Annotated in this window: 6 protein-coding genes and 1 pseudogene; all 7 read left to right on the top strand. The window is 60.0% G+C overall.

Translation table 11 applies throughout. The features are described 5' to 3' along the window. The coding region (locus NKJ67_RS25690) for a Calx-beta domain-containing protein (protein WP_352583891.1) at positions 1 to 456 on the top strand (456 nt) is incomplete at its 5' end. Between the two features lie 50 nt (positions 457 to 506). Continuing rightward, positions 507 to 1601 carry an autotransporter outer membrane beta-barrel domain-containing protein gene (locus NKJ67_RS25685; RefSeq protein WP_352583889.1) on the top strand — a complete coding sequence of 365 codons (1095 nt, stop codon included), beginning with the start codon at positions 507 to 509 and terminating at the stop codon, positions 1599 to 1601. Positions 1602 to 2452: 851 nt separating this feature from the next. Then, positions 2453 to 2618, top strand: a pseudogene (locus NKJ67_RS25675) (JAB domain-containing protein); the annotation flags it as partial. Positions 2619 to 2872: 254 nt separating this feature from the next. Beyond that, positions 2873 to 4054: a carbohydrate kinase family protein gene (locus tag NKJ67_RS25670; RefSeq protein WP_352583885.1), complete on the top strand. Its 1182-nt coding sequence runs from the start codon at positions 2873 to 2875 to the stop codon at positions 4052 to 4054. 72 nt (positions 4055 to 4126) lie between these two features. Continuing rightward, positions 4127 to 4903 carry a glutamine amidotransferase gene (locus NKJ67_RS25665; protein ID WP_027036876.1) on the top strand — a complete coding sequence of 259 codons (777 nt, stop codon included), beginning with the start codon at positions 4127 to 4129 and terminating at the stop codon, positions 4901 to 4903. A 28-nt stretch (positions 4904 to 4931) separates the two neighbouring features. Next, on the top strand, positions 4932 to 5702 hold the full coding sequence (locus NKJ67_RS25660; protein ID WP_127271196.1) for an ATP-binding cassette domain-containing protein: 771 nt from the start codon (positions 4932 to 4934) through the stop codon (positions 5700 to 5702). Positions 5703 to 5734: 32 nt separating this feature from the next. Beyond that, entirely contained in the window at positions 5735 to 6721 is a 987-nt protein-coding gene (locus NKJ67_RS25655) for an autoinducer 2 ABC transporter substrate-binding protein (protein WP_352583882.1), read from the top strand. Positions 6722 to 6724 lie beyond the last annotated feature (3 nt).

Genomic DNA, 6724 nt, shown 5'->3' with positions numbered 1-6724 from the left:
GCGAGCGCTAACACTGTCAGCGTGCAGGTGGCGACGGCCGACGGTACAGCGACTGCAGGTTCCGATTATGTGGCTCAGTCTGTGAATCTTACGTTTCTGCCTGGTACCACGACGGCGACAATCAATATCCCGGTAAATGGCGACACGATTTCCGAGCCGGATGAGATGTTTACGCTCAACCTGAGCAACCCGGTCAATGTCACCATCGCCGATGGTCAGGGGCTCGGCACGATCCTCAACGACGATGCCGCTCCGCCAACGGCACCGAATTTGACGGCCACTGTTTTGGCAGGTGCGACTGTCACTGTGCCATTGACGCCCGGCGCGACCGGGGGGCCGTTCTCGGCGGCAACTATCGTGTCCAGTCTTCCCGTGGAGGGCGGTGTCTCAACCATCGTTGGCGCGCCCAATTACGCTCTGCAGTTTGACGCAGCACCTGTGTCGAAGGGGTCGTAGTCGTTAATTACACGCTAACGGGGCCGGGTGGCGTATCCGACCCCGCAACCGTGACGATTACCGTGCAGGCGCGGCCCGATCCATCGACCGATCCAGATGTGCGCGGATTGTTAACGGCGCAGGCGCAGGCTGCGCAGCAGTTCGCCCAGAGCCAGATGGACAACATCAACCGGCGCATGGCGGCTCTGCACGACGAGAGCTGCCGCCAGTTTCTTGCCAACACTGTTCAGCTTTCCGGTCCTGACGCTGATGGCGGCACCGAGAGACTGTCAACGCCGCAACTCAACGAACTTTGTGAAGACGGCGCGCAGAAGCTCGGCCTGTCGATGTGGACGAGTGGCTCGGTCGATGTTGGCAGTACTGACCGTGCAGGCGAGGCTGGGCGTGACTCGATCGCTTACAATCTCACGGCTGGTATCGACTACCGTTTCAGCCAGCGTTTCGTTGGCGGCATTTCTTTGGGCTACAGTACCGACAGCAGTGACATAGGTACAAACGGCACGACTAGCGACGGCGAAGCGATAAGCGCGGCTATCTACGGAAGTTTTATGGCAACACCGAGTTTCTTTGTCGATGCGTTGATCGGCTATGGCTCATTCGACTTCAACTCAAGGCGTTTTGATACGAGCTCAGGTGCGTTTGGGAGCGGCGACCGAGATGGTGACCAGTTTTACGCATCGCTTACCGCGGGGTATGACACGCAGCTGAGAGCGTGGAAGCTGACGCCGTTTGCTAGGTTGTCGGGCTCGTCGTCGATCTTGAACGGCTTTTCGGAAACAGGGGCCGGCGAATACTCGCTTGCCTATGGCAGGCAGCAGGTTGACAGCTTTGGTGGCTCGCTGGGCTTTGCGGCGTCTACCGATTTAGCACTTGAAGTCGGCACACTGACCCCGCGTCTAAGGCTTGAATATATGCACGAGTTTGAGGGCGACAGCTCCGTTGATATCCGTTACGCAGATCTTCCGGAAGGCTTGATTTATAATGTTCAAACACAAGCTTTTGCGCAGAACCAGGTCACGCTAGGGTTGGGTGCAGATCTTCACTTGAATAACGGCATGCGGTTGGGGCTGGACTACACCGGCAACTTCGGCTTCGAGGACAGCGATAGGCACGGCGTGAGAGCCAGTGTCGGCGGGCAGTTCTAGCCGATAGTGTATTGAGGTTTGCGCGGACTTTCACAGGCTACACTTGCGTGGCCGAGTAGAATCTAATTGTCCCACGAGTTTCTACTAACCACCCTGATAGTCGTCGCTTCTTAGACCGTGGCGATTAACACTATTGCCGCCCGGCTCACGCCGATCCAACGTGCGTGGATCGGGCGCCTTTTGCGCGCATCGCCGGACTGGTGCCGCATCGCGACCTCGGATTTTAGAGAGACCTCATTGCAAAGGCCGCCTCTGGGAGATTGAGCCTCAGTTCGGAATGACCGGAAAGAGGGCGCAAGGCAGTCATCGCCTGAGACGGTCGGAGCACTTTGTCGGGCCATCGGTCGCTGCCAACTCTACGCTGGGGTGCTCCCGGCGGCTCGGCAGTAACCAGCGTGGTGGCGCGCCGACAGTATCCGCCGTGTTCGCTCCGCCTTCGGAGGGCGCTGCTGGTTGATCCTGCCCGGAGCATCAGACTAAATGATCGCACTTCCCTCCGGCCTTTTTCTAGCCGGCAGCCGCGATGGTTCTACCTTGGTCAGAACCCGCTTTCAGTCTTGCGCGAAGTCGCGGCGCTATCTCGACCGGGACATTGGTCAACTGGCGAGCAATGCGCGTCGGGCCAGCGTTCGTGAAGATTGGAAAGTCCATCGTCTATCCCGTGGCCGACCTAAACCAATGGGCAAATCAGCAAACCGTTAAGTGTCGCGCGACAAATCGACCCAACGGGAAGGAACATGAGCAATCGTGAACCTCGCCGAATAGAGCTACGCATCCCAGAAACCGCCCTCGCTAACTTCTCCATCGAAATTTTCCCATTAACTATCAAGGAGATATGGAGTGGCGACGGGTTGGCGCACAATCACCCCGTCAGGCGACCCCACACGCTCACGAGCCGATATCGAAATGACGAAGGAGATCATCAAGGCGGGCAAGCGGCTGGGCATCGCGGTGCATGACCACATCATCGTCGGGCGGAAGGGATATGCCAGCATGAAGGGCCTGTTGCTGATCTGACGGGCCGGGGGCATGCCAAGACCGTCCGATCAAGCCCGGGCGATCGAATGAAGTGCAGGAAATTCGCCTGCACAATCTTTTACCAAAAAATTTGAAAATTGTTCAATCTTGGAAAGAGGGCCCAAGGTCCGCCCTATCTCTGGATTAAACTTCCAATCGAGAGGAATGCTTTCTTGATTTTTAGAAGACAATTCCGTTGAGGCATCGCATTTTCGCTGCTACCGTTTTGAAACGCTTCAATTGGAACTCCGCCATTGCAACGCAAGCGCCCGACCATAGCGGATGTCGCACGAACCGCCGGTGTCTCCATCGGCACGGTGTCGAATTTCATCAATGGAACGGCAAGCCTGAAGGAAGCCACGCGCGACCGCATCGAGAAGGCGGTTGCCGCGCTGATGTATCGGCCGAGTTCCTTTGCGCGCTCACTGCCGGGCCGCGCGCCACACAGGCCAAAGAACCTTGATCACCTGCCAAGACTTCTGGTCGCCGGTAGGGTGAGTGTCGACTTCCTGTGCCGCGTCGACGTGCTGCCGCATCGCGACGACCGGATCACCGCCAGCCACATCGACAAGGCGCTGGGTGGCCCCGCGGCCAATCTCGCGGTTGCCGCCGCCGGCATCGGAGCACCCTACGCGCTGGACGTTGAACTGGCGACAGCAGTTGGCCAGGATCCAGAGAGCGATTGGGCGCTCGGCGCGCTTTCGAAACTGGGTGTCCACGCCTTGCCGATCCGCAACACGCCCAACAACCGCCTCTCCCAGGCGATCGTGATCATCGAGCGCAATGGCAGCCGGACGATCATCAGCGAACCGTTCGAGCTTGGCGAGGTCGACCTGACAGCCAATCTGGATATCCAGCCCGAGCAACGCCCGGCCTGCCTTCATATCGAAGGCTTCCACTACGAGACGATGACCGCGTCCATCGCTCGCTTTCATCAGGCGGGCTGGAAGGTGAGCCTGCATTCGGCCGGTCTTCCCAAAAGCGCACGCACGCCGGAAACCTTCTCGCAGATGGTCAAACAGATCGATCTGACCTTCATCAACGATGTGATGATACGGGAGATCTTCGACTTTCGCAGCCGCATGGCAACGACGATCGAAGAGGTGCGAGCGATGTTATCACGCATCAAACAACGGGGAACGGTCGTGCTCACCCTCGGCGAGTTCGGCGCCGTCGTTTTTCCGGCGAATGGCGGTCCGCAGATCGAGGTGCCGGCGCTGCCGGTCAATCGCGTCGACGCGACGGGCGCCGGCGACAGCTTTGCCGGCATCTTCCTTGCCCTTTGGCTGCATGGCGCGTCGCTCGACGACGCCGCGCGCTATGCGGCAATTGGGGCGAGCCTGACGACAACGGTCGAAGGCGCGCAGGGTTACATCGCAGACTTTGCCACGCTGAAGGCTGCGGCCCTGGCGAACAATGCCGTGCTGGCCAGTTGAAACAATGGCTTATCGACGTTTCGACCTGGCGCGGAACACCGCATCAACCGACGAAATCAGGAGAGTATGATCATGGCGAAAACAAAAGTCCTTCTCGTCGGCGAAAGCTGGGTGAGTTCGGCGACCCACTACAAGGGGTTCGACCAGTTCGGCAGCGTCACCTTTCACCTGGGCGCAACACCCCTGGTGGACGCCTTGAAGGACAGCGAATTCGATCTCGACTACATGCCCGCTCACGAGGCCGTCGAGAAGCTGCCTTTCACCATGGAAGGGCTGTCGCAATACAGGACGATCATCCTGTCCGACATTGGCGCGAATTCGCTCCTGCTCCACCCCGATGTCTGGCTGCACGGCAAAACGGTTCCCAACCGGCTCAAGCTCCTGCGCGACTGGACGCTGGCCGGCGGCGGCCTGATCATGATCGGCGGCTATTTCAGCTTCCAGGGCATTGACGGCAAGGCGCGCTGGCATCGCACGGCGGTCGAGGAGGCGCTGCCGGTGACCTGCCTTCCCAATGATGACCGGCTCGAAATTCCGGAAGGCTTTCGTCCTGAGATCACTGGTTCCAGGGATCATCCGATTTTTGCCGGCATCGAGGGCGAATGGCCGCTGCTGCTCGGTGCCAACGAGGTCATCGCCCGTGATCGCGACGATGTCGAGGTCCTGGCGCGGCTGCCGCAGGACCAGGGCGGCCATCCCCTGCTGGTTACCGGGCGCCATGGCGAAGGGCGTACGCTGGTCTGGACATCGGACATCGGTCCTCACTGGCTGCCGAACAGTTTTGTCGAATGGCCTGGCTACGCGCGGCTTTGGACCAACGTGCTGCGCTGGGTCAGCAACGCCGCCTAGCCGATCCGCAATCGTCGGGGAACCCGTCATGACAGAGCCCTTTCTTGTCGCCAGAAACATCGCCAAGCGCTTCGGCGCTCTGACCGCGCTGGCAAATGTCGATCTGGAGATCCGCTCCGGCGAGGTGCTGGCGCTTCTCGGCGACAATGGCGCCGGCAAATCGACCTTCATCAAGATCCTGGCAGGCGCTCATCCGCCCAGTGGTGGGGAGCTTGTGATCGAGGGCAATCCGGTCGCCTTTCACTCGCCCAAGGATGCCGCGGCATCGGGGATCGCGACGATCTTTCAGGAACTGGCGCTTTCGGAGAACCTGTCGATCGCAGAAAACGTCTTTCTCGGCCGTGAATTGAAACGCTCCATTTTTGGCATTCCGTTCCTGAAGCGCAAAGAAATGCGCCAGCGCGTCGACGGCCTGCTGAAGGAGCTCGACGCCCATATTTCCGATCCAGAAGCGCCTGTTGGCAGTCTGTCGGGCGGCCAACGCCAGGCCGTCGCAATCTGCCGGGCGCTCAATCTGAATGCCAGGCTGGTCATCATGGATGAGCCGACCGCGGCCCTTGCCGTTGCCGAAACGCGCAAGGTCCTGGCGCTGACACGGCGGCTTGCCGCGCGCGGCTGTGCCGTTGTGCTCATCAGCCACAACATTTCCGAAGTCTTCGAGGTTGCCGACCGCATCGTGGTGTTCCGGCGCGGCCGCAAGGTGGCCGAACGGCTGGCGGCCGATACCGATCACGAGGAAGTCGTTTCGCTCATAACAGGCGCTCATCCCGACGTGCGGGCGCTTGAAAAAACAAACTGAAACGCACGTCATTTCCAGAGAGGTTCAAACACATGCTTTCACAGTTCAAGAAAGTGCTCGCCGCTTCCGCACTGTCACTCGCCATTGCAACCGCGGCGCATGCCGCGGACAAACACAAGGTCGCCTTCGTTCCGCAATTGATCGGCATCCCTTACTTCAACGCCATGGAAGCCGGCGGCAATCGCGCCGCCAAGGACCTGGGCGTCGATTTCATCTATTCCGGTCCCGTCGACACCAATCCGGTCGACCAGTTGCAGATCGTCCAGAATCTGATCGATCAGGGCGTCGAGGCGATCTCGGTCAGCGTCCTCGATGCCTCCAGCATCGCACCCGTGGTCGAGAGCGCCAAGGCGAAAGGCATCAAGCTGTTCACCAGCGACAGCGACGCGCCCGACAGCGGCCGCACCGTCTATGTGGCGCAGGCGACCGACGAAGGCCTCGGCACAACCATTGTCGACGAACTCGTCAAGCGCGTCGGCGAGGACGCAACCATCGGCATCGTCTCCGGCGAGGCAACGGCGTCCAATCTCAACGCTTGGATCGGCTTCATGCAGAAGCAAGCCACCGCCAAATATCCGAAGCTGAAGCTGCTCGCGCCGCAATTCGCCGGCGGCACCGCCGAACGCGCCGCGCAAATATCAGGCGATCTGATGGCGGCCAACCCGGACATCAAGGCGATCATCGCCGTCGCCTCCTCGACATGCCCGGGCGTAGCCCAGGCCATCGAAACCGCAGGCAAGATCGGCTCGGTCATCGGTGCCGGCTACTGTAGCCCGAACACGGCACGATCCTACCTGAAGAGCGGAGCCTTCGGCTTCACGGTGCTCTGGGATCCCGAGCAACTCGGCTTTCTCACGGTCTGGGCCGGCAAACAGCTGATCGACGGCAAGAGCTTCGAAGCGGAAAACAAGGTCGCCGGCCTGGAAAAGCCCGTCACCTATGATGCCGCCAAGGGCATTTTGCTTCTCGGGCCGCCGGCCGTCTTCACCAAGGACAATGTCGACAAGTTCAACTTCTGAGCT

This window comes from Mesorhizobium sp. M0088 (genome assembly GCF_040322895.1).
In the GTDB taxonomy this organism is placed as follows: domain Bacteria; phylum Pseudomonadota; class Alphaproteobacteria; order Rhizobiales; family Rhizobiaceae; genus Mesorhizobium.
Note: the sequence above shows the minus strand (reverse complement) of the source record. Positions and strands in the feature narration are given on the sequence as shown.